This is a genomic window from Riemerella anatipestifer, assembly GCF_009663465.1.
In the GTDB taxonomy this organism is placed as follows: domain Bacteria; phylum Bacteroidota; class Bacteroidia; order Flavobacteriales; family Weeksellaceae; genus Riemerella; species Riemerella anatipestifer_C.
The window spans coordinates 83590-104328 of the sequence record NZ_QXHU01000001.1; the positions used below are offsets into that span (position 1 = coordinate 83590).

Here is a 20739-nt window from a genome sequence, read left to right on the forward strand (position 1 = left end):
ATAACTTATAATAACATTAAAAGTAAAATAATCCTGTATTATATCGAAAAAAAACTTAATTTTGGTCTTCTAAATTTTAGAATAAGAAACGGAAATGAAAAATTTATCAGGTCTAGGGGTTGCTTTAGTAACTCCTTTTAACGAAGATTTATCTATCGATTTTGATGCTCTTACAAAGCTCATAGAATACAACATAGCTAACGGAACAGATTTTTTTGTGGTTCTTGGTACAACTGCAGAAACTGCAACACTTTCTAAGGAAGAAAAAGAAGCTGTTATACAACACATTGTTAAAGTTAATAATAAAAGACTTCCTTTAGTTCTAGGTATTGGTGGCAACAATACTTTAGCCGTAAAAAAAGAAATCGAACAAACTAATCTTGATGATTTTGAGGCTATTTTATCAGTTTCTCCTTACTATAATAAACCTAACCAAGAAGGGCTTTATCAGCATTATAAGGCTTTGGCAGAAACAGGTAAAAACATCATTATTTATAATGTACCAGGAAGAACAGGGCAAAATATAGAAGTTGAAACTACACTACGATTGGCTAAGGAGTTCCCTAACTTATTTATGATAAAAGAAGCGGCTCCTAACCTCACACAGTATTTTGATATTTTAAGAAAAAAGCCTGCAAATTTCTCGCTAATGTCTGGTGATGACGAGTACACTCTCCCAGTAACACTCGCTGGAGGTGATGGAGTAATTTCTGTAATTGGGCAAGCCTACCCTAAAGAATTTTCAGAAATGATAAAACTCGCAAAAGACGAGAAAGTTAAAGAAGCTTATGCTATCCATAATCAATTGGTAGAAATTACACGCCTTATTTTTGCTGAGGGTAATCCTGTTGGTATCAAAGCTGTTTTAGCACATAAAGGCATCATTAAAAATCACCTTAGATTACCTTTAGTTAAAGCTTCAGAAGACTTACAACAAAAAATAAATTCGGAGGTTGACAGACTAAACTCTGTTTTCAGTTAAAACATAAAGCATCTACTAACACATCTAGACTGCCTCTGTAAAGAGAGGCAGTTTTACATTTATTAAAAATATGCCTATAAATACTATTTTTGAAAGCGAATATTGCAAGTGGATTGATGTTATAGCTCCTACCAAAGAGGATCTGGAACAGCTACGCCAACAATATCCTATCAACAAACTACACCTTGACGATGCCGTAGACCCTAGCCACTTACCTAAGTTTGAAGAGGTAGAAGGCGTGAAGTTTTTCCTGACGAGAGAAAATGTAGAACTTCAAAGAAAAAACCTCAATGGCATCAACGATGTAAGTACCAAACTAGGGATTTTTATTATAGAAAAAATAATCATCACTATACACAGAACTGATAACAAAAGTATTGTTGAAATAAAAGAAGATTTCGGTAAAAATCCTGATAAATACATTAGCTACACTCCCGACAAATTAGCCCTAATCTTAGGACTCAAAATAATGAAATCTTTTGATGATGAAAGTAAAAAACTTATAGAAGTTATCGACAAGTTGGAAACCGAGATTTTTATGCAAAATAACTCTCAACTCAACCCCATAAAAAAACTCTATAAAATTAAAAGAAAAGCAGGACTCAATGCTAGGGTACTCAATCTGTCTTCAGACTGGATAGGTGCGTTTAAAAAACTTAATCTAAAAGATATTGAAATAGCCGACCTTGTAGATAAACAAAAAGATGTAACATCTGATTTTGACCATATTAGTGCTCAGATTACTAACCTCATCTCGGTATACATTGCCTTATCTGACCAAAAAGCCAACCAAGTAATGAAACTATTGGCGATGTACTCGGTCTATTTTTTACCAATTACCTTTATCGCTGGGCTTTACGGAATGAATTTTGAATTTATGCCAGAGCTTCATCAGAAATATGGTTATTACGCTACTTTGGGAGTGATGCTCATTATTGTTATAGCTACTTTTATTTATTTTAAAAAGAAAAAGTATTAACATCGCTATCATTCCAAACAGAAAAATATTTTATTTTTGTGTCTATGAACTCTCTTACAGAAGAAAATTATCTAAAGGCTTTATTTCATCTAAAAACTGATAACAACGAAGTTACAGTAAACGAACTCAGCAAGTTTTTGAACATCAAAATGCCGAGCGTTAATAGTATGATGAAAAAATTTGCTCAAAAAAAATGGGTGATTGCAGAAAGCTATAAACCCATCATTCTTACCGAAATTGGGCAAAAAGAGGCCGCTTTAGTGATTAGAAAACATAGGCTTACAGAGATGTTTTTGGTAGAAAAAATGGGCTTTGGTTGGGAAAATGTACACAAAATAGCCGAGGAACTAGAACATATACACTCCGAAGAGTTTTTTGATAAAATGGACGAGCTTCTCAATTATCCTAAAGTAGATCCTCACGGAGAACCTATCCCTGACAAAGAGGGCAATATCATAGAGCAAAATCTAAAGAAACTCAGCGAATGTACCGAAGGCTCTAAGGTAACACTAGCTGCTGTAACTGTAGATACCAAAGATTTCCTTAGCTTTTTGAATGATAAACAACTCAATTTAGGAAGCCAACTTACAGTAAACAAAAAAGAAAAATTTGACGCTTCTATGATGGTAACCGTAAATGGTATTTCTCACACCTTCAGTAAAGTAGTTTGTGATGCTCTTTTAGTAAAGCTAGATTAAAACTCAGCCAAGAGTATTTCTTTTAATTTTATCATACCTTCCGTAGCCGAAGTGGCGAAGCAAGTAGCCTTTTTTATATAATGTTCGGGAATCTGAGGGTCAATGAGAAACAACTCGCAATGTTGTGGAATATAATGCACCAAAGATGCCGCAGGATAAACCTGTAACGAAGTTCCTATCACTAAAAATAAATCTGCCGAAGTTGCTAGGTTTATAGCCTTTTCCATTTCAGGCACAGCCTCACCAAACCATACAATATGAGGTCTAAGCTGAACGCCTTTTTCGTTTTTGTCTCCTAGATTAAGGTCGGTTTCCCAATTTATAATCTCACTTTCAGAGTTTATAGGTCTCGCCTTTTTAAGTTCTCCGTGAAGATGAATAATATGAGAAGACCCCGCTCTTTCGTGTAAATCATCTACATTCTGAGTAATGATAATTACTTCGTAGTATTTTTCTAATTCTGCTAAAATAGTATGAGCCAAATTTGGTTTAACCTCTGCTAATTGCCTCCTTCTAAGGTTATAAAAATCCAAAACCAATTGAGGATTTCTTGCAAACCCTTCTGGACTCGCCACATCTTCTATACGATGATCTTCCCACAGCCCATTAGAATCTCTAAATGTTTTAATGCCACTTTCAGCAGAAATACCCGCCCCAGAAAGTACTACTAATCTTTTTTTTCATGAGATAATTTATTAAAACTTAGAGTTAGTTTAATCTTTACCTATTCAACGCCACATTTAGTTTAATATTGATAAAAATCACAAATTTTTAGTTGAAAAAAATTAGTTTTCAATTAGTAAACTTATAATTTCGACAAGTATTTACAACAAAGTCATTTACCAGTTTATTTTAAATTTTTGAGACTTGTAGGTTTTATCATTTTTGTATCTTACCACTACTTCAACTATATCAGGAGTTTTATCCATTTTTTTTATAACTTCTGGAAAATCTTTTCTAAATTGCTTGTAGGGAGCAATCTTTACAGAGTCACGAAATTTTTCTATATCTTTTTGAATAGAGTATTTTTCAAAAACTCTTTTCGCATCATCCTTATTAATATATAATACCTTAACACGTGAAATAATTTCATCTTCCTCTCCTTTGGGGAGTTCCCATTCTTCATCATATTTAACTTTGCGAGTAGATTTATCTATATTTTTAAAATCTCCTGTATATATGTATTTTTTGTCAATATAAAAAATAGTCTCAATATAATCGTAGTTCCTGCTACTATTATTTTTGATTTTAAATTCTATAGGAATATCAATTTTTAAACTATCTCGTGTAGGAGCATAAACATTAGGTATGATATATACCCATTCATCACTTATATTTTGGGTAAAACCTATATTAGCTTCTTGATTTTTGCATGAATAAATGCAAAGAAAAATCAATATTAAGATAATTATATTATTTATTTTCATACATACTTAAGAACTTGTTTAAATTTTATTCAATAAAATTTAAACGGGCTTTAAGATGATTCCAATTAATTATTCATATTCATCATAGCCTCCATTATTTAGTACAGAGTTGCGTCTTCCGTAGAGGAAGTAAACCAAAATACCAAATACCAACCAACCTATCGCCATGTAAATAGCGGAGGTCTCTAAGTTCCAAATGAGATAAATGTTGGTTAAAATCCCTAGACTTGCTATCACAGGAAGCATAGGTGTTTTAAAATCTCTTTTAAGTTCCGGTTTTTTAATTCTTAGTAACCAAACAGCAAAACAAACCATTGCAAAAGCGAAAAGCGTCCCAAAACTACACATATGTACTAAAGTGCTAATTGGTGTAGATGCAGCTACTGTCGCTACAATAGCACCTACTAGCAGGGTGTTTTTATAAGGTGTTTTTCTTACAGGGTGAATATCTTTAAACATTTTTGGAAGTAGCCCATCTTTCGCCATGCCTAAGAAAATTCTAGACTGACCAAGCATCATTACTAACAGAACAGAAATAAGACCTACTGTTGCAGCTACCGTGATGAGAATAACAGCCCAACTCATTCCTGTCGCTTTTTCAAAAGCGATGGCAACAGGAGCAGTAAGTGCATCAGGTACAGAGCCAAAATCTTTATAGTTCATCATTCCCGTAAGGACTAACGACATTAGTATGTAAAGAGCCGTACACACCAAAAGTGAGGTAATGATAGCAAAAGGAATATCTTTTTTAGGGTTTTTAGCTTCTGCTGCTTGAGTAGAAACGGCATCAAATCCAATATAGGCAAAAAATACGGCAGAGGCTCCTGCTATAATTCCTGAAATGCCATAAGCTTTACCAAGATGTCCATCGGCTTGTTTAATAAGCGTTTCTTCAGGAATAAAAGGCGTAAGGTTATCCATATTGATGTACAATGCCCCTATAATGATAATGAAAACCACTACTGAAGTTTTTAATAATACAATCATATTATTAGCTCCAGCAGCTTCTTTAGTGCCTCTCACTAAAATAGCGGTTACTAATAGCACAATAAGAAAGGCAGGGAGGTTAAAAGCAAAAGATGGTTCGGCTAAACCGTGGTTAATTGCATATTGTTTGGCGCTAGCAAAATCGTTAGTGAGGTAGTAGGGGATTTCTATACCTACTATTTTTAATAATTTATTAAAGTAGCCTGACCAAGATACAGCTACCGTCATAGAGCCCATAGCATATTCTAGTACAAGTCCCCAGCCGATAAGCCAAGCAAAAATTTCACCAATAGTACCATAAGCATAGGCATAAGCGGAGCCTTCCACAGGGAGCAACGAAGCAAATTCGGCATAGCATAGAGCTGCAAAAATACACGCTATCCCAGCGATTACAAATGAAAGTGCTAGGGCAGGACCAGCGTGATAGTAAGCTCCTGTACCTGTAAGTACAAAAATACCACCACCTATAATGGCTCCTACTCCAATAGCGGTAAGACTCCATTTTCCAAGAACTCGTTTGAGTTCACTTTTTTTCATATCAGCTTCGTAAGCACCGATGGGTTTTTTCCTCCAAATATTAGCCATAGTTTTATATCAAATTTTATTAAACATTGCGAATATAAAACAATTTAGCTTAATAGTTTTATGTTTTTAATAAAAATAATGAATGATAGGTGTGTTTTAGTTGATTTTATTTTTAAGTAATTGATATTTTTTTAATCTGTTTTTTGATGATTTTTAAACGACCATAAAGCTCAATATTTTGTACTATATTTGGGGCTATGAATTTTGAGGAGCTTTTTTTGAAACCTTACGAAACCTATGCGACTTACCAAATTATTTTGGAAATGGTTGCTAGTATTTTTGGGTTGCTGAGTGTTTATTTTTCTATAAAGAAAAATATTTTGGTGTATCCTACGGGTATTGTAAGTACCATTATCTATGTTTATCTCTTGTTCAAATTTGGGCTTTTAGGAGATATGATGATTAATTTCTACTATACCGTTATGAGTATTTATGGTTGGATATTATGGTCTCAGAATTCGGTGGATAATGTTTATATTCAATCAACTAAGGCTACGGCAAAAGATTGGTTAATATCGTTTGGGTTATTTGTGTTGAGTGTGGTTTTGGTAGGGATTGTCTATTACTTTAAACCTTATATAGACCAAAATTTTTCTATGGAAGGCGTTGAGTTAGGTTGGTATCATCTAGACTGGATGAACTATACCGACATTGTAACAACGGCTATATTTTTAGTAGGGATGTGGCTGATGGCAAAAAGGAGAGTAGAGAACTGGCTGTTTTGGATTTTGGGAGATTTTATTAGTGTGCCTATGTATCTCTATAAAGGGTTAGGGATAACTTCAGTGCAGTATTTTATATTTACCATATTAGCAATTATAGGGTATATAAAATGGAAAAAAAATATTTCAGTTGAAAATACATAACTTATGAAAATAGTACATATAAAAGCGAATGATTTTTTTGAATTACTAAAGTTAAAAGATGTTTCTATGTGGGATATTTTTGCCCAAATGATAGATGGCAAAGAAAAACAACTTCAGTTTATGGATAATAACGATGAAGTTTTGTTTTCCTATAATCTACCCACCACAACGGAACAGTTACAGGAAGATAAAGCTATTTTCTCTAAACAATATGCTGAAAAACTAGCTCAGAATAATTAAGTTTAATTTATTCTTATTCTAAATAAGCTGATATTTGTCATATAAATTTATTTATACTTATTCTAATTAAGTTTTTATCTTTGTCGAAAAAGATAAGACTTGAAAACGAAAAATTATTTTTGCAGGACTGCTTTACCTTTGTCTGTAGTATTCTTTTTGGGGCAGGGTGTTTATGCTCAAAAGGATACTCTAAAAAATAAAGACATTGATGAAGTTGTGCTTACAGGGTACACCAAAGTAAAGAATAGAGTGTTTACAGGGTCTGCCATTCAGGTAAAAATGAAAGATATACAACTGGATGGGATACCTGATGTTTCCAGAATGTTAGAAGGTCGTGTTGCAGGGCTGAATATTCAGAATGTAACGGGAACTTTTGGAGCGGCTCCAAGGATTAACATTCGTGGAGGAGCGTCTATCACGGGTAATGTACAACCGCTTTGGGTGGTAGATGGTGCTGTTTACGAGGATATTGTGAGTCTTACTTTAGACCAATTAGTTTCTGGAGATGCCGTTACTTTAGTAAGTTCTGCCATTGCGGGGATAAATCCTTCGGATATACAAGATATTCAGGTGCTTAAAGATGCTTCTGCAACCTCTATGTATGGTGCAAGAGCCCTTAATGGAGTTATTGTAATTAGTACAAAATCAGGGAGAAGAAATACACCAAACAAAATTTCTTACAATTACGAGCAAACTTATAGAAGCATTCCGTCTTATGCAGACTATGACTTGCTTAACTCACAAGAGACGATGTCTATCTATCGGGAAATGGAGAAAAAAGGGTATTTCTCTATGGCAAATGCTTATTATGGAAGAAGGGGAGGGGTTTATTATAGAATGTATGATGCCATCAATACCTTTAATCCTAATACCAGTACTTTTTTATTGCAAAACACCGAAGAAGCTCGTTTAGCTTTTCTTAGAACTCACGAATATGCCAATACCGATTGGTTTAAACAATTATTCAATATTACGCCAACCCAAAATCATACTATTAGTTTTTCTGGAGGCGGTAAAAATACAGCCAATTATGCTTCGTTAGGATTTTTCAATGATGCGGGTTGGTCTGTTACGGATAGGGTCAGTCGTCTTACGGCCAATTTGAGAAATACTTTTTACCTTAATGATAACCTCAAGTTGGATATTGTAACGCAAGGAAATATAAGGGAACAGAAAGCGCCAGGCACTTTTTCTCAAAGAAGAAATACCGTCATTGGTTCTTTTGAGAGAGATTTTGATATCAATCCTTTTTCTTATGCCCTTAATACCAGCCGTACATTGCGTGCAAAAGACCAGTATGGAAATTTAGAGTATTATCGGAATAACTGGGCACCATTCAATATTCTTAACGAATATCAAAATAACTATATGGATATTAAAGTTTTGGATTTGAAGGTGCAGACGGAACTTGAATATAAACTCAATAAAAAATTAACAGGGAATTTATTAGCGGTGGCTCGCCGTGCACAGACGGAGAACAAGCATTATGTTAAAGAAAATTCTAATACCATTTTGGCATTTAGAGCCAATGATAATGCGGCTGTGGGAGCAGAGAATGTATATTTATTTAAAGATGCAGACCATCCTTTGGCTCAACCGCAATCAGTATTGCCACACGGAGGAATATTCAATCAAACCACCAATACTTTAGAAAGTTACTTGGTGAGAACATCGTTAGATTATAACAATAAATGGAACGAACACGATTTAAAACTATTTGGATTTGGAGAAATTAGATATGCTGACCGAACAGTAACGCCTTTTCAAGGTTATGGAATACAGTATGATAGAGGAAACCAGGTGCGTACTTCTCCATTGGTATTTCAAAAATTAATTGCAGATAATTTAGATTATTTCGGATTGATGACAAGGCAGGACCGAGGGGTTACTTTTTCGGCTAATGCCACTTATGCCTATAAGAATAGATATGTTTTTAATGCGGTGGGTAACTATGAAGGTTCCAATATTGCAGGAAAAGGGGCAAAGACTCGTTGGTTGCCCACTTGGAATGTGGGTGCGAAATGGAATGTAGATAAGGAGTATTTTCTTGAAGATGTGGCTTGGCTTAGCACACTGGCGATTCGTTCCAGTTATGGTCTAACGGCTAAAATGAACGAAAACGCCATCAATTCTTTGGCGGTCTTCAGAAGTGGTGTTACCAATCGTTACCAAATTACCGATAGGGAAAATATACTTAATATTTTGCATTTGGAAAACAGGGATTTAACTTGGGAAAAAATGTACGAACTCAATTTGGGGTTGGATTTGGGGTTGTTCAGAAATCGCATCAATGCTACCGTAGATGTTTATTCCAGAAAATCTTTTGATTTGATTGATTTGGTGAGAACTTCTGGGATTGGCGGACAGTATTACAAATATGCTAACTTCGGAGATATGGAAACCAAAGGGATAGAACTCACGCTTAATACCACCAATATTAAAACTGAGGCATTCCAATGGAAAACCAATTTGAGTTTGAGTTACTTTAAACAGAAAATCACGAGATTGCTTAATAATCCAAATACTTTTGATTTGGTTTCTGGTACAGGACGAGGCAATGTGGTAGGCTATGCCAGAGGGTCTATTTTCTCATTTCAGTTTCAAGGGTTAGATGGGCAAGGCTTACCCACTTTTGATTTTGGGAATTATCCGTTTCAAGGAGGCGATTTATACGCTCACATTTCGGGAGCCGACTTTGCTGACACCAATTATTCTTTGTCCTATCTAAAGTATAATGGTGCGGTGGAGCCCAACTTTACGGGTGGTTTTTCTAACTCTTTTGAATACAAAAATTTTGATATTTCGTTTTTCATCACTTTTCAAGCGGGAAATAAAATAAGACTTCAGCCGACTTACGACCCTGCTTATGGCGACCTTAATGTATTTTCAAAATATTATTATGACCGTTGGCTCAATCCAGGAGACGAATACAAGACCAATGTACCTGTAATTCCGTCTCAAGATTTAATAACCCTTATGGGGAAAGAAAATATTGAAAGAGCTTATAATACTTATAATTATTCGCAGTTGAGAATTGCGGACGGAAGTTTTATAAGAATGAAAAATATTTCCGTAGGATACAAAATTCCGCAGGAATATATCCAAAAGTGGGGAATGACTTCATTGGCATTTAGGTTTCAAGTTACCAATCCGTTCTTAATTTATTACGATAAAAATCTAAGAGGGCAAGACCCTGAATTTTATCGTGCGGGAGGTGTAGCTACTCCGATTGCAAAACAGTATTCGGTAAGTCTCAATTTAGGATTTTAAAATCAATAGAAATGAAAAAAATAATATACTTTTTACTGGGAACGGCAATGCTTTCTTGTAACCGTTATTTAGATGAAATGCCAGATTCCCAGTTGGATATAGAAATAGATTCGGAACAAAAAGTAGAAGAGCTACTTACAGCGGCTTATCCCAGAGCCAGTTATTTCCCGTTTTTAGAACCAATGACGGATAATGTAGATGTGGTAGAAAAGGGAGTACATACAAGGCTAAACGAGGCTTCTTTTTATTGGAGAGATTTTGAGCAGGAAGATTTGGATACTCCATTGAATTATTGGAACGATTGCTACCGAGGCATTGCCCAAGCCAACCACGCATTGGAATATTTGAAACAGTTTCCCGATAAAACGGACAGAATTAAAGCCCTTTACGGAGAAGCGCTGTTGGTGAGAGCGTATCTGCACTTTATGCTCGTTAATATTTGGGCAGAGGCTTACAGTCCTAACTCTACGGCTTTGGGCATTCCTTATGTAACGCAACCTGAAAAAAAGGCATTACCAGAATATAAGAGGTTAACAGTGGCCCAAGTCTATGACAAGATAGAAGAAGATTTGCTATTGGGTTTGGCGGCAGTTGATGACCGCTACTATAAACTACCGAAGTATCATTTCAATAAAAAAGCGGGTTACGCTTTTGCTTCCAGATTTTACCTTTACAAAGGGGAATGGGATAAAGTCATTGCTTACGCTAATTATGTTTTGGAAGATAATCCATTGGCTAAAATAAGAGATTGGGCGGGCAAATATCAAACTTTTTTATCCACGCCAGACCTTATTCCTCAAGTTTATTCTTCGGCAGATGAAGAGTGTAATTTGCTGATTACCTCAACGGAATCTCGTTGGAAAAGAGAGGTATCTAAACTAAAATATGCCGTTAGCGAGAATAAAAGAAAAGAACTTTTCTCTAATTATGCTCCCAAATACTCGGCTTCGTTTTGGTACTTAACGAGAGGGAGTAATACGGGAAACCGATATGTGAATAAATTCAGAGAATTACAAAAATTCCAAGATGTAAGTGCCAATCCAAGAGAGCTTTATGTAGATAATGTTTTACTCACGACCGATGAGGTGCTCCTAAACCGTGCAGAAGCTTATACGATGAAGCAAATGTACGATTTTGCGACCAACGACATCATTACCTTTATGAAAGCCAAGTCGCAAAAAACATTCATCAAAGACGAGCTGATGGTGGCGTTTCAGTCAGGGCAAGAAAATTATACCCCATTTTATCATCTTACCTTCTATCAGGGAGCGTTGGTAAATGCTATTGCGGAGCTAAGAAGACGAGAGTTTGTGCACGAAGGGTTGAGATGGTTTGATATTAAACGCTTTTACCTTTCTGTGAATAGAAATACAGCGGGCGAAACTTATAGCCTTGATAAGATTTTAAGAAAAGAAGATTTAAGAAAACAGATTCAAATTCCGCTTCAAGCTCAAAAATTAGGCTTGGAGGCTAACCTTAGATAAATTAAAAGATGAAAAATATATTTTGGATATTGGCAATTATGGCAGGTTTGGCATCTTGTAATGATAGAGATACCTTAAACTCGGAATCGGTGCTTGTGCCAGAAATCAAAAATACAGATGAATTAGATGGGTGGCTTTACCAAACTTATACTCAACCGTATAATATAGAGGTGAAATACCGTTGGGACGCCAATGTATCGGGGCTTAATAATGCGGCTACACCTCCGAGCAGAGCACAAGTGAAACCTGTGATGGAGGCGATGCATTCTCTGTGGTTACAAGCCTATGAGAATATTGCTGGAACTCAATTTGTAAAACAGTACGCCCCGAAGGAAATTTATGTTTACGGAGATAAAAACTTAGATTTGGAAGGTTACGAGCAAATTAGGAGCAATCACGCTCACGGGCAGATGCCATTATACCGAGTGAATGAGTTTTCTAAGTCCGATTCGGCAAGTGTGGTAAAGGTAATGCGTATGGCTCACCATCAGTTTGTGAAGGCTTTAATACAATCTAAACCTTTTGATAAAGAAGCGTTTTCCAAACTCAATTTCAATGCTTATAGCGAAACTTGGGGACAAACAAGTCCCAACAATCTTTACGACCTTACAAGCAGGGCTTCGGACTTCGGTTATTATAGCCTATTAGCGGCGAGAGGAGGAGTAGAGGAGGATTTTGCGGAAACGGTGAGTGCTTTACTTTGCAATACCAGACAGGAGGTTGATTATATGATATACAGCTATGCGGGGTACGAAGACCCTTATGATGCTGCTGATAGGGAGCGCGCTAAAAAAGCCGTAAAAACCCTCACAGAAAAAAGAGCTTTTGTGATTAAATATTTCAATGAAAATTTTGGAATTAACTTCAATAGGTTGCAGTTTGAAACCAATGTGAAATTAAAAACTTATTTAAAATAAAAATTTATGAAAAACACGATAATCGTCTTTGTAAGTTTGTTTCTATTAGTGGGAGCTTGTAGGGATAAAGATGAAACTATTTTCAGCGAAACACCTTCTCAAAGAACTCAAGAGCATATCGCTGCATTGAGAAATGAGTTAGTTTCAGCCGAAGAAGGGTGGTGGTTTACCTATTTTCCAGACGTAGATTCTTTGCGTTTTTCAGACCCGAATAAAAATATTAAAACGAGTGATAACGCCATTGTCTTTTTAGAAAGACAATTCGGGCAAGGAGGCTATACATTCTATATGAAATTTAATGAAAAAGGAACGGTAGAAATGCTAAGCGATACCGATTATAACGCTGCAAATAACCTCAAAACGAGTGATTTTGAAGTGAAACAAAGCTCCTACACTCAACTTAGTTTTACCACTTATAATTACATACACCAACTAAATAAAAGTGATTTTCTATTTTGGAAAAAAGACAGCGAGGGCAACTTAATATTTCGTACCAACCGTTATTTGGATACCAACAGAGAATATTTGGTAATGAAGAAAGCCATACTTAACGGAAAACAAGCATCGGATAGAATGAATTTGATGTATCAAAACAAAATAAATTACGAGAGACTCTACAATCCTATTTTAACGATAAAAGATTCGGAGGGCGGTGTTTTGTTTCAAAGCAATTTACCTTATAAAAAGCAAGATGTAAAGAATAGATACCAAGCCTTTGTTAAGAACTGGCAACCTAATCTTTACAATAGTTCTTATTATTCTGGGGTGGCTTCTGGTTATGTGGCTACGCAAGAGGGGTTGTTTTTCTATCCAGGAATACAGCTTACAGACCAAACGAAATTTAGGGTTTTTACTAAAGAAGGTGAGGCTTACAAATCGGTGGTAAACGGTTACGAAGCCTTAATTACGATAAAATAAAAAATACTAATCTTATGAAAAAAATAACTTATTTGTGGAGTTTGCTTGTTGTTATTTTATTTTCGTGTAACGAAAGAGTTGCCGATTTGCCAGAAGAAGACTATCACGCTTTATTTCCAAACAAAGGTAAAATTGATAGACCCAATATAGATTATACCAATATGACTCCTACGGTCTGTGAGCCTACGGAAACCGAACTTAATTTTGTTTATCCAGGGGTCGATATAGACCAAGACCTTAGAGATTATACTGTAACACTAAAGTTTAAATACACAGAGCAGCAGACCTTTCCTTTAGGACAGAAAATGTCCCAATTTGATTTGAAGTATGTGGGAGCGGATAAAAAATTGGTGGTTTTACGAAGCTACAAAGATAATAGAGGAACACCTCCAACCATAGAAGAAGGCAAGGAATACGAAATTAAATTTAAAGTCAAATCAGGGTATCCGCTTTATCTTTCCGTCCACGGGGGTGGGTATGATTTATTCTCCCTCAATGCGAGTATTCAAGCCAAATCGGACGATGGGATAGTGGTTTCTCCCGTTATTAAATATGAAACATCGGTTTATTCGGACGGTTTTACAGAGCTTACACCTTACTGCGAAAAAATCATTTTACCGTAATAAAAATAACTTGATAAATGATAAAAAGTTTAATTATGAAAAATAAAATTATTTTAGCTTTAATGCTTTCTGCATTGTGCTTTACCTCTTGTTCAAGAGAAACTTCTGGAGTGGAAACGCCTTCGGTTCTTCCGCCCGTTACTAAAGAGTCTTACGAGTACAAATTTTCAAGAAACGGTCTCTCCACAGTAGATTTGGAAACAGGAAAAGAAATGATAGACTTGTTTTATTTGTTGGATAACGGAATGAAAATCGCCAGTTCTCAATCCAGAAATTATTACGAAAGGAAGGGAAGTGTCTACGCTTTGAGTATGAAAGATATTACGGCAGCTTCCAGTTATTATGCCTCCAAAACAGCTTTACAAACTGCAGTTCGCAACGAAATAGAGGTAATGTTTGGTGAGTTGAAAGCCATATCAGATAATAGCGGATTGGAAGCCAAAAAAGGTCAAGCAGGGTTCATTGGGTACGAAGAAGAACGAAGATATGTAGATGCTTACGGTATAGAAACGGGGCAAGTATTGCAAAAAGCACTTATGGGAGTGGCTTTGTTAGACCAAGTACTCAATCAGCATTTAGGGGAAGAAGTCCTTGGCGATGCCCAATTACAAAAAGATAACAGCAACTTAGTGATGGTTTCTGGGAAGAGATACACGGCTTTAGAGCATCATTGGGATAGGGCTTATGCGTATATGGGAAGAGAAAATTCTAAGTTTACGCCGTTGTTTATTGCCAATTATTTGGAGAAAGAAACTAAAGATATGCCGTTTCTGGCGGGGATAGACGAAAGAGTTTACACAGCGTTCTATAAAGGAAGAAAAGCGGTAGTGGATAAAGACTATACCGAAATGAAAAAACAAGCAGCCATTATAAGAAGCGAATTAAACAAACTCTTTGCGGCCAGAGCTATTTATTATCTTAAGAAAGGTATTCCAGATTTAAGAGAAGATGTTCGAAATGCATTTCACGGTTTGTCGGAGGCTTATGGCTTCATCTATGCCCTTAATGTTGCCAGAAAAGAAGACGGTTCGTCTTATTTATCACCAGCGGAAATCAATCGAATTTTAGCCGAATTTAGGGGAGAACACGGCTTTTGGGAGGTAGATCGCTTAGCGGCAGATGAAAGTACTAAAGGTTCACTACTTAATTTGTCCAAACAGATAGCAGATAAATTCGGATTTAAAGTCAATGAAATTTAAAAATAAACACTAATCAACCTAAAAACTATAAAAAAATGAAAAAGTTTTTACTAACCATAGGGGTACTAAGCTCCTCGTTATTATTTTCTCAAAACCTGATAACCAACTCAAGTCTGGAGCAATGGAGTAGTAGTTGCTACTTAGGGAATTGCAGATATTATCCTAAAGATTGGAAAGGTAATGCTATACAGTCTTCCAATACTCCAAAAGAAGGTACTTACAGTGCAGAGTTAGGTTATGGTAAGAATATAGAATTTGAATTGAGGCAAGGGATTGAAGCAGGTCAGAAGTATATTTTGAGCTATTACGTGTACTCTGTGGGGGAAAACAGACAGGCGGTTCATCGTTTCAGATGGAGAGATGCGGATAGAGCAACTTTAACAGCAAATGGAGATGATTATACGCATTCTACCGCTAATTTCGGACAATGGGAAAAGGTAGAAAAAGAATTTGTTGCTCCAGAGGGTGCAGCAGGATTTTACATTAACCTCAATACTTCGGGGAGTGGCTCGGAAGTAATCCGATTAGACGATTTCAAATTTTATAAGCAGGGAAGTTTGGGAACCCAAGAGTGGTCTTCGCAAAAAGAAGTACAGCTCCATACCCAAGGAAAGGAACTCCAAGTTTTTACAACCAAACCCGTAACTATTAAAATATATGGCGTTGGAGGACAATTATATGTTACAAAAACGGTGAGCTCCAATGATAGGATAACTTTGTCGGCTTTACCTCACGGTATTTATTTGGTGTTGGTAGAAACAGATAAAGGGGCATTCTGTAAAAAAATAAGATTATAAAACAGTCGTAATGAATTATTTTAAACTATTTTTTTCAGCACTCTTTTGTTTGGTATTATTTTCTTGCGGCGGTAACGATTCCCCTACGGAAAACGCAAAGGTGGACGATGGATTTGACAGAAAAGAAATGCTTAGGCATTGGGCAGACAACTTTATCATTCCCTATACGGAAAAGTTTAAAGATGAGGCGACCAATTTGGATACAAAGATTAAAGCATTTGCACAAGAGCCCAATCAAACTCATCTAACTGAGGTGAGAGAAGCACTTAATAAGACTTACGAAGCCTACCAGTATATTGGTTTTTATCGTTTGGGTAAGGCGGAAGAAGTTTCTATGAATTTTCTGTATAGGGTGAATACCTACCCTACCAATACGGAACGGATAAAACAGAATGCGAAAGACTACAACTATAATTTCCGTCAACTTTCGGAAATTCAGGGGGGTAAAATAGCCCAAGGGCTTCCTGCGATAGATTATTTGGTGAATGGCTTGGAGCTCGAAGATAACACTATTTTAATGCAATACACTTCGGGGCAAGAGGCAGCGGCTTATAAGGCTTATTTATCGGCGTTGTCTGCGGAAATTTTAAAATCGGCTACCGAAGTTTTAGCAGATTGGAAGGGCGGTTACCGAAACAAATTTGTAGAAAATACGGATAGCAACGCTTCAGGAAGCATCAGTCTAATGGTAAATGCTTATGTGCAGTATTACGAGAAAAATCTTCGTGCAGCTAAGATAGGTTATCCATCAGGTGTTTTAACGCCGATGTTTCTGGCACAAAGCGAAGCTCCTAAACCTCATTTGATAGAAAGCCAGTTTGCTCCCCAGTACAGTAGAGCGTACGCCCTCTTGGGAACGAAAGCAATGCTGGAATTTTTTCAAGGCAAAGGGATTAACGGTAAAAGTGGCAAGTCGCTACAACATTATATAGACTATATGGCGACCAAAAATGCTCATCACAAGACTTTATCACAAGACATTGTCCGCCAGTTTGAGGAAGCCATAAAAAATATAGAAGCTCTTAATCCTAACCTTAAAATCCAAATAACCCAAGATTTGGCTCAAATGAAAAATGCCTATTTCAGTCTTCAGCAGAATGTTTCTAAACTGAAAGTAGATATGGCACAATCGCTCAATATCACCATTTCTTATATGGATACCGATGGAGATTAAAGACTGGAAATATCAGTATTTTAAAAAGCCTGTAAGTTCTGCCGTTTTGGGGACTTATAGGCTGTTTTTTGGATTGCTAATGCTGGTAAGCATCGCTCGTTTTTTTCTGTACGGTTGGATAGAGCGTCTGTATATAGAACCTCGTTTTTTCTTTAGTTATTACGGTTTTCAGTGGGTAAAACCTCTGGGGAATTATACCTACGCTTTATTTTTGTTTGCGGGGCTAATGGCTTTTTTAGTAATGGTGGGGCGGTATTACCGAATGGCAATCGTTGGTTTTTTCCTTTCGTTTACTTACATCGAACTTATGGATAAGACCAATTATCTTAACCATTATTACTTTATCAGTATTTTGAGCTTTTTGTTGATATTTTTACCGATGAACGTGGCTTTCTCTGCCGATGCGGAAGCCAATCCCGAAAAGAAAAGAGAGTTTGTTCCAGTATGGACGATTAACGCCATTAAGTTTCTGGTAGGCTTGGTTTATTTCTATGCGGGAGTGTGTAAGCTCAATTCCGATTGGCTATTGGAAGCAATGCCGCTCAAGTTATGGTTGGCTTCAAAATTTCATCTTCCGCTGATAGGTGGTTTCATGGATAAAACTATAACCGCCTATTTGTTCAGTTGGGCAGGAGCATTGTACGATTTGAGTATCCCTTTTTTACTATTATATCGTAAAACCAGAGGCTGGGCATTTGGGAGTGTAGTGATTTTTCATACGCTCACTTGGTGGTTGTTTCCTATTGGTATTTTTCCTTTTGTGATGATGTTTGGAGCTACGATTTACTTTTCTTCCGAATGGCATCAGAAGTTTTGGTACAGGCTGTACTCTTGTTTCAAATGGGATTTTAAGGCTTACTTTAATGGCAAGGTTTACCAATATGCGCCGTATTTCAAGAAACCTATCTGTGGGATTTTGGTTTTATTTTTTACCGTTCAAGTGTTACTGCCTTGGCGGTATTTGCTTTATCCGGGGGAATTGTTCTGGACGGAGGAGGGCTTTAGATTTTCTTGGCGAGTGATGCTGATGGAAAAAGGCGGTTATGCAGAGTTTAAAGTCTATAATCCTAAAACTAAGGAATATTACCGAGTGGAAAATTCGGATTTTCTCACCCCTACACAAGAAAAGCAGATGGCTTTTCAACCTGATTTTATTTTAGAATACGCCCACTTTTTAAAGGATTATTTTGAAAGGGAAAAAGGTGTAAAAAACGCCAAGGTCTATGCCGAGGTGTATGTGGCTCTCAATGGTAGGAGAAGCCAGTTGTATATTAACCCTAATGTAGATTTAACTAATGAAGAAGAATCATTTTTACCAAAGAAATGGCTATTGCCTTTCAACGACGTTATTAAAGGTTTGTAACATCGCATTGCTTACCGCACCATTATTTTTGAATGCTCAACACAAAGAAAGAATCAAGGATATACAGGAGGTAGAACTGGTTAAAAGAAAGCTGGAAGCCTTTGAATCCAGAAAATTGAGGGAAGTAGAAGGCACAAGCATCTTTGCCGCTAAAAAAACGGAAGTAGTGCTAATGGATTTAAAGTTGGCTAATAAAGCCCTTAATAATCCCAGACAGGTCTTTTCCCAAGTATCGGGCGTTAATGTTTTTGATAGTAACGACGGGGGGCTTCAGCTCAATATAGGAGGGAGAGGGCTTAATCCTAACCGTTCTGCTAACTTTAACACCAGACAGAATGGGTACGATATTAGTGCCGATGTATTAGGTTATCCAGAGAGCTATTATACACCACCCGCAGAGGCATTGGAGGAAATTCAGGTGGTGAGAGGAGCGGCTTCGTTGCAATACGGAACACAGTTCGGAGGGTTGCTTAATTTTAAACTAAAAACGCCAACTAAAACACAACCGTTGGAGCTTATCAGCAGGAATACTTATGCAAGTTTTAATACTTATACGAGTTTCAATGCTTTGAGCGGAACGGTAGGCAAGTGGTCTTATTATACCTTTTTTAATTATAAGCAAGGGGACGGATTTCAAGAAAATTCGGAATATAATGCCAGAAACTTTTATGTTCATTTAAACTATGAGATAACGCCTCAAACAAGTATCAGTACGGAGTTTACCCGTTTTAATTATTTGGCACATCAACCTGGGGGGCTTACCGATTTTCAGTTCTACCAAAACCCTTATCAAAGCAACCGAGCAAGAAATTGGTTTAAAGTGGACTGGAACCTTTGGAATGTGTCATTAAAGCATCAGTTTACCCCTCGTGCCAAATTAAGTTTAAGTGGGTTTGGCTTGGGAGCGTCCCGTTATTCTTTAGGGTATCGTCCGTCCAGAGTTGCAGATGTGGATTATGAAGGGGCTATACGGGATTTGATTACAGGAGATTTTAAGAATTGGGGAGTAGAAGCAAGGTTCCTGCAACAATATGGGAATAAAAACCATACTTTTTTGGTAGGAGGTAAATATTATAAAGCTCAAAACTCGGGGAAGCAAGGACCGGGAAGTACTTTTTCTGGGGCAGATTTTAACTTTGACCAGACTAATAAAAACTATTTCTTTCAGTCGGATTATAGCTACCCTAACCGAAATATAGCGGTGTTTTCAGAGAATATATTTAAGTTGGGAGCTTCTTGGTCGGTAGTTCCTGGTGTGCGTTGGGAGTTTATAGATACTGGTGCAGATGGGGCGTACCAAAGGGTGATAGAAGATAATGCAGGAAATGTAATCTATAACAAACGCTTTGAAGAACAGGAGAAACGCCAAAGAAATTTCGCACTATTGGGATTGGGTGTTTCTTATAAGCCTACCAAAGCGTTTGAATTTTACACTAACTTGTCCCAAAATTACCGCTCTGTAACCTTTAGTGATATTAGAGTAGAAAATAATTCCCAAGTGATAGACCCCAACATTAAGGACGAAACAGGCTATACGGGAGATTTGGGGATAAGAGGGAATTGGAAAAACACACTGTCTTACGACATCAATATGTTTGGATTGTGGTATAATAACAGAATAGATAATGTTTTTAGAAAAAGGGAAGGCTTGTTCTCCGATGTAGCAAAGGTACGAACTAATGTAGGAGCGGCATTTATTGCGGGGTTAGAATCGTTGGTAGACGTAAATATCAACAAACTTCTTTTAGGGAATTTGCAACATTGGAAATGGAATTTGTTTTTTAATACAGCACTCACGCATTCTCAATATGTAAAGTCCGAGATACCTGGGATTAAGGGCAACCGTGTGGAATATGTACCCAAAGTCAATTTAAAATCGGGGCTTAACTTTGGGTACCGTAACTTTTTAGGAAGCCTTTTGTTTACCTATATGTCGGAGCAATTTACCACGGCAACTAATGAACCTACGGATAAAACAGACCATCTGTGGGGGATACGAGGGAGCATACCAGCTTATAAGATATTAGATGCCTCTTTTTCGTACCGCATCACACCTAATATCCGATTGGAAACAGGCGTGAATAATGTACTGAATGAAGTCTATTTTACCCGAAGAGCCACAGGATATCCGGGACCGGGGATTATTCCTTCCGCTCCTCGCCAATATTATTTTACTTTGGAAATGAAGCTGTAGGCGGTTGGGGATAGGTTGGTTTTATGGAAAATAACA

18 protein-coding genes are annotated in these 20739 nt (G+C 36.7%); 15 read left to right on the forward strand and 3 right to left on the reverse strand.

From position 1 onward, the window contains the following. Positions 1–94 precede the first annotated feature (94 nt). From dapA to D1003_RS00330, 3 genes are all read left to right on the forward strand, one after another. The gene (gene dapA / locus D1003_RS00320; protein ID WP_153935266.1) at positions 95–982 is read left to right on the forward strand and encodes a 4-hydroxy-tetrahydrodipicolinate synthase; all 888 of its coding nucleotides are present in this window, start codon (positions 95–97) and stop codon (positions 980–982) included. Between the two features lie 70 nt (positions 983–1052). Further along, entirely contained in the window at positions 1053–1961 is a 909-nt protein-coding gene (locus D1003_RS00325) for a CorA family divalent cation transporter (protein WP_153935267.1), read from the forward strand. Between the two features lie 44 nt (positions 1962–2005). Further along, positions 2006–2659, forward strand: coding sequence for a metal-dependent transcriptional regulator (locus tag D1003_RS00330; RefSeq protein ID WP_052911203.1), 654 nt, complete (start codon positions 2006–2008; stop codon positions 2657–2659). On the opposite strand, the gene D1003_RS00335 is transcribed toward D1003_RS00330, so the two are convergent. From D1003_RS00335 to D1003_RS00345, 3 genes are all read right to left on the reverse strand, one after another. Next, positions 2656–3306, reverse strand: coding sequence for a Sir2 family NAD-dependent protein deacetylase (locus D1003_RS00335; protein ID WP_311709667.1), 651 nt, complete (start codon positions 3304–3306; stop codon positions 2656–2658). The genes D1003_RS00330 and D1003_RS00335 overlap by 4 nt on opposite strands. Before the next feature lie 192 nt (positions 3307–3498). Then, on the reverse strand, positions 3499–4086 hold the full coding sequence (locus D1003_RS00340) for a hypothetical protein (protein ID WP_153935268.1): 588 nt from the start codon (positions 4084–4086) through the stop codon (positions 3499–3501). Positions 4087–4155: 69 nt separating this feature from the next. Beyond that, positions 4156–5658 (reverse strand): APC family permease, encoded by a 1503-nt coding sequence (locus tag D1003_RS00345; protein ID WP_014937194.1) that lies wholly within the window; start codon positions 5656–5658, stop codon positions 4156–4158. 197 nt (positions 5659–5855) lie between these two features. Between D1003_RS00345 and pnuC the strand changes: the two genes are divergently transcribed. From pnuC to D1003_RS00405, 12 genes are all read left to right on the forward strand, one after another. After that, entirely contained in the window at positions 5856–6524 is a 669-nt protein-coding gene (gene pnuC / locus D1003_RS00350) for a nicotinamide riboside transporter PnuC (protein ID WP_153935269.1), read from the forward strand. Between the two features lie 3 nt (positions 6525–6527). After that, a complete protein-coding gene (locus D1003_RS00355) occupies positions 6528–6764 on the forward strand; it encodes a hypothetical protein (protein ID WP_153935270.1) in 237 nt (78 codons plus the stop codon). Between the two features lie 99 nt (positions 6765–6863). Continuing rightward, positions 6864–10034, forward strand: coding sequence for a SusC/RagA family TonB-linked outer membrane protein (locus D1003_RS00360; protein ID WP_153935271.1), 3171 nt, complete (start codon positions 6864–6866; stop codon positions 10032–10034). An 11-nt stretch (positions 10035–10045) separates the two neighbouring features. Further along, positions 10046–11518, forward strand: coding sequence for a RagB/SusD family nutrient uptake outer membrane protein (locus D1003_RS00365; RefSeq protein ID WP_153935272.1), 1473 nt, complete (start codon positions 10046–10048; stop codon positions 11516–11518). A gap of 8 nt (positions 11519–11526) precedes the next feature. Further along, positions 11527–12435 (forward strand): putative zinc-binding metallopeptidase, encoded by a 909-nt coding sequence (locus D1003_RS00370; RefSeq protein WP_153935273.1) that lies wholly within the window; start codon positions 11527–11529, stop codon positions 12433–12435. A 6-nt stretch (positions 12436–12441) separates the two neighbouring features. Next, a complete protein-coding gene (locus D1003_RS00375; RefSeq protein ID WP_107046299.1) occupies positions 12442–13353 on the forward strand; it encodes a DUF4302 domain-containing protein in 912 nt (303 codons plus the stop codon). A gap of 14 nt (positions 13354–13367) precedes the next feature. After that, a complete protein-coding gene (locus D1003_RS00380) occupies positions 13368–13976 on the forward strand; it encodes a hypothetical protein (RefSeq protein WP_153935274.1) in 609 nt (202 codons plus the stop codon). A gap of 17 nt (positions 13977–13993) precedes the next feature. Further along, the gene (locus tag D1003_RS00385) at positions 13994–15175 is read left to right on the forward strand and encodes a DUF4856 domain-containing protein (RefSeq protein WP_153935275.1); all 1182 of its coding nucleotides are present in this window, start codon (positions 13994–13996) and stop codon (positions 15173–15175) included. 35 nt (positions 15176–15210) lie between these two features. Then, entirely contained in the window at positions 15211–15972 is a 762-nt protein-coding gene (locus D1003_RS00390) for a T9SS type A sorting domain-containing protein (RefSeq protein ID WP_153935276.1), read from the forward strand. 10 nt (positions 15973–15982) lie between these two features. Continuing rightward, positions 15983–17146, forward strand: a complete 1164-nt coding sequence (locus D1003_RS00395; protein ID WP_153935277.1) for an imelysin family protein — start codon at positions 15983–15985, stop codon at positions 17144–17146. Beyond that, complete coding sequence (locus D1003_RS00400; RefSeq protein ID WP_153935278.1) at positions 17136–18509, forward strand: HTTM domain-containing protein; 1374 nt, start codon at positions 17136–17138, stop codon at positions 18507–18509. The genes D1003_RS00395 and D1003_RS00400 overlap by 11 nt, the downstream gene beginning before the upstream one ends. Beyond that, positions 18442–20703, forward strand: a complete 2262-nt coding sequence (locus D1003_RS00405) for a TonB-dependent receptor domain-containing protein (protein WP_185148319.1) — start codon at positions 18442–18444, stop codon at positions 20701–20703. The genes D1003_RS00400 and D1003_RS00405 overlap by 68 nt, the downstream gene beginning before the upstream one ends. Positions 20704–20739: the final 36 nt, after the last annotated feature.

Excerpts from the sequence above, each read along its gene's own strand:
- dapA (WP_153935266.1), top strand. The coding sequence starts at position 95 with ATGAAAAATTTATCAGGTCTAGGGGTTGCTTTAGTAACTCCTTTTAAC.
- D1003_RS00325 (WP_153935267.1), top strand. The coding sequence starts at position 1,053 with ATGCCTATAAATACTATTTTTGAAAGCGAATATTGCAAGTGGATTGAT.
- D1003_RS00330 (WP_052911203.1), top strand. The coding sequence starts at position 2,006 with ATGAACTCTCTTACAGAAGAAAATTATCTAAAGGCTTTATTTCATCTA.
- D1003_RS00340 (WP_153935268.1), bottom strand. The coding sequence starts at position 4,086 with ATGAAAATAAATAATATAATTATCTTAATATTGATTTTTCTTTGCATT.
- D1003_RS00345 (WP_014937194.1), bottom strand. The coding sequence starts at position 5,658 with ATGGCTAATATTTGGAGGAAAAAACCCATCGGTGCTTACGAAGCTGAT.
- pnuC (WP_153935269.1), top strand. The coding sequence starts at position 5,856 with ATGAATTTTGAGGAGCTTTTTTTGAAACCTTACGAAACCTATGCGACT.
- D1003_RS00355 (WP_153935270.1), top strand. The coding sequence starts at position 6,528 with ATGAAAATAGTACATATAAAAGCGAATGATTTTTTTGAATTACTAAAG.
- D1003_RS00365 (WP_153935272.1), top strand. The coding sequence starts at position 10,046 with ATGAAAAAAATAATATACTTTTTACTGGGAACGGCAATGCTTTCTTGT.
- D1003_RS00370 (WP_153935273.1), top strand. The coding sequence starts at position 11,527 with ATGAAAAATATATTTTGGATATTGGCAATTATGGCAGGTTTGGCATCT.
- D1003_RS00375 (WP_107046299.1), top strand. The coding sequence starts at position 12,442 with ATGAAAAACACGATAATCGTCTTTGTAAGTTTGTTTCTATTAGTGGGA.
- D1003_RS00380 (WP_153935274.1), top strand. The coding sequence starts at position 13,368 with ATGAAAAAAATAACTTATTTGTGGAGTTTGCTTGTTGTTATTTTATTT.
- D1003_RS00385 (WP_153935275.1), top strand. The coding sequence starts at position 13,994 with ATGATAAAAAGTTTAATTATGAAAAATAAAATTATTTTAGCTTTAATG.
- D1003_RS00390 (WP_153935276.1), top strand. The coding sequence starts at position 15,211 with ATGAAAAAGTTTTTACTAACCATAGGGGTACTAAGCTCCTCGTTATTA.
- D1003_RS00395 (WP_153935277.1), top strand. The coding sequence starts at position 15,983 with ATGAATTATTTTAAACTATTTTTTTCAGCACTCTTTTGTTTGGTATTA.
- D1003_RS00400 (WP_153935278.1), top strand. The coding sequence starts at position 17,136 with ATGGAGATTAAAGACTGGAAATATCAGTATTTTAAAAAGCCTGTAAGT.
- D1003_RS00405 (WP_185148319.1), top strand. The coding sequence starts at position 18,442 with ATGAAGAAGAATCATTTTTACCAAAGAAATGGCTATTGCCTTTCAACG.